This window comes from Streptomyces sp. NPDC102437 (assembly GCF_044765565.1).
Taxonomy (GTDB): domain Bacteria; phylum Actinomycetota; class Actinomycetes; order Streptomycetales; family Streptomycetaceae; genus Streptomyces.
This window is the reverse complement of the sequence record NZ_JBIWKI010000146.1, coordinates 1-2,266: the sequence shown is the minus strand read 5'-3', so window position 1 is coordinate 2,266 and position 2,266 is coordinate 1. Positions and strand designations below refer to the sequence as shown.

The window sequence follows — 2,266 nt, the reverse complement described above, 5'->3', positions numbered from 1 at the left end:
CGGGGGGGGGGGGGGGGGGGGGCCGGGGCGCGGGGGCGGGGGGGGGGGGGCGGGGGGGGGGGGGGGGGGGCGCCCCCCCCCCCCGGGCCCCCCCCCCCCCGGTGGGCGTGACCGGGGATGCGCAGCGCGTAGCCTTCTTTGGCGGCCGGGCCAAACCTGGACCCGTCCGCACCATGGAGGCCCTGTCCACGAGCCTCTGAGTCGTAGATGGCCGGAAGCCCGCTTCCTCCCTCGCATTCGCCGTGTCACCGAGCCGGAGCCGCCTCCGGGACCGACCTTGCCGGGGTGCTCAGCCCGACGTGTGCCAGTGGCGCTCTCGCAGCTGCTACGGGGACCTGGCACATCGAGGCTTGTGACGGTGAAATGACCGCACGCCTCGCGGCTCTGTTCGGAAAGCCGTCGGACCGTCCTGCAGCGGGTTGTTCGCGCGCGCTGTGTGTCGACTCCAGGCTGACGGTGCTGCCGATCGTGATCGAGGAAAGGGAGTCGATCACCGTCCGGATGGTCCGGTGCGGTGGCCGCGCAGCCGCGCATGTTTGTGACGGCGAATCTCGGGTGGTTCCAGCCGCCAGGGCAGGCGAGCCGTGCGGTTGTCCGCGAACGATGGCAGAACGAAGGGCCGCGGCGCAGTCGGGGCTCGGCCCGAAGCCCGACATCACCATGATCTCCGGCTTGCCGATGCTCCCGCGGTCGGACGCTTCGCACTCCGGACGTCGTCGTGGGATCTCGTCGGCGAGCTGGAACGAGTCCTGCCAGCATCCGGCCCGACGGGCCCGCCCGATCGCTTCCGTCTGCTCCTGGCCACGGGGGAATTCGTAGGTCGGGGCGGAACCCGGGTGCGCTGCGCCCGACCTGGAATCGAGTGCGAGCAGACAGCCCTGGCCGGCGGACCGGAGGGCGGACCGTCAGACAACCGGCCCAGCTCCACGAGCGCCCGGGGCAATGACCTGGTGAGCTGTACTCGGAGATTTCCGGTGCCCTCACGTCCGGACTCCCGGAGCGTATTGAGGAGGATTCCGTGCCGGACACAACGACGTCGTACGCCGACCTGCGCGCCCTGGTGATCAACTGCACCCTGAAACGTTCCCCGGAGCGCAGCAACACGCAAGGGCTGATCGACATCAGCACCGGGATCATGGAGCGCCAGGGCGTGCAGGTCGAGGTGCTCAGGGCGGTGGACATCGACATCGCAACCGGTGTCTGGCCGGACATGACGGAGCACGGGTGGGAGACGGGCGAGTGGCCGGTGATCTACTCGCAGGTGATGGCCGCCGACATCCTGACCCTAGCGGGGCCTGTGTGGCTGGGAGATAACTCCTCAGTCATGAAGAAGGTGATCGAGCGTCTGTACGCCTGCTCGTCGCTCCTCAACGAGCGTGGCCAGTACGCCTACTACGGTCGTGTGGGCGGCTGCCTGATCACCGGCAACGAGGACGGCGCCAAGCACTGCGCGATGAACGTCCTCTACAGCCTCCAGCACCTCGGATACGTCATTCCGCCGCAGGCGGACGCGGGCTGGGTCGGCGAGGCCGGCCCGGGCCCGTCGTACCTCGACCCCGGCTCCGGCGGGCCGGACAACGACTTCACGAACCGCAACACCACCTTCATGACCTGGAACCAGCTCCACCTGGCGAGGATGCTCAAGGACACCGGTGGCATCCCCGCCCACGGAAACCAGCGCTCCGAGTGGGACGCCGGCTGCCGGTTCGACTTCGAGAACCCCGAGCACCGTTGAGTGCGGACCGGAACGACGGAGGTCCGGTGGAAGTCAGCTCCGGATCAAGCAGGCCCGTCGCGCGGCAGTGCCCGCGACGACAGCGGCCTCAGCCTGACGTCCTGCCTCAAGGCCGCACCGAACAGCTTCCGTCCCGTGCACCATCAGGGAGTGCACGGCGCTGAAGATCCGCGCACCCGCCCATACCCCGGTGGCCGGCACGGAGAACAGGCGAAGGTCGATCCCGGCATCCGCGAACAACTGCTGCTCGGTGTGCCTCCGCCGGTGCCGCTTCAGGTGGACGTCGACACCGGCGGCGCGGCACCGGTCCACCAGGCGCCGGTTTCGCCCCGTCCCGGCGGTGAATGCACTGCTGTGCACCACACAACCCGGCCAGGACAGCGGGCACGATGCGGTGTCGGACGCGGCATGGACGCTGACGCCGATCTGGCAGTTGCCGACCTTGCCCAGGAGCTGTATTTCAATAACTGCTCGATGGGCAAGCCTCGGTGTCAGGCTGGAGTATGACTTGCCCTCAGCTCTCCAACGCTT

General features: G+C 69.2%; 1 protein-coding gene and 1 pseudogene. One reads left to right on the top strand and one right to left on the bottom strand.

Annotated features, from left to right (window positions below; translation table 11 throughout):
• Window positions 1–1,018: 1,018 nt before the first annotated feature.
• On the top strand, window positions 1,019–1,735 hold the full coding sequence (locus tag ACIRJP_RS42430) for a flavodoxin family protein (protein ID WP_404186573.1): 717 nt from the start codon (window positions 1,019–1,021) through the stop codon (window positions 1,733–1,735).
• Between the two features lie 261 nt (window positions 1,736–1,996).
• On the opposite strand, the pseudogene ACIRJP_RS42425 reads toward ACIRJP_RS42430, so the two are convergent.
• A pseudogene (locus tag ACIRJP_RS42425) lies at window positions 1,997–2,185 on the bottom strand (transposase); the annotation flags it as partial.
• Window positions 2,186–2,266 lie beyond the last annotated feature (81 nt).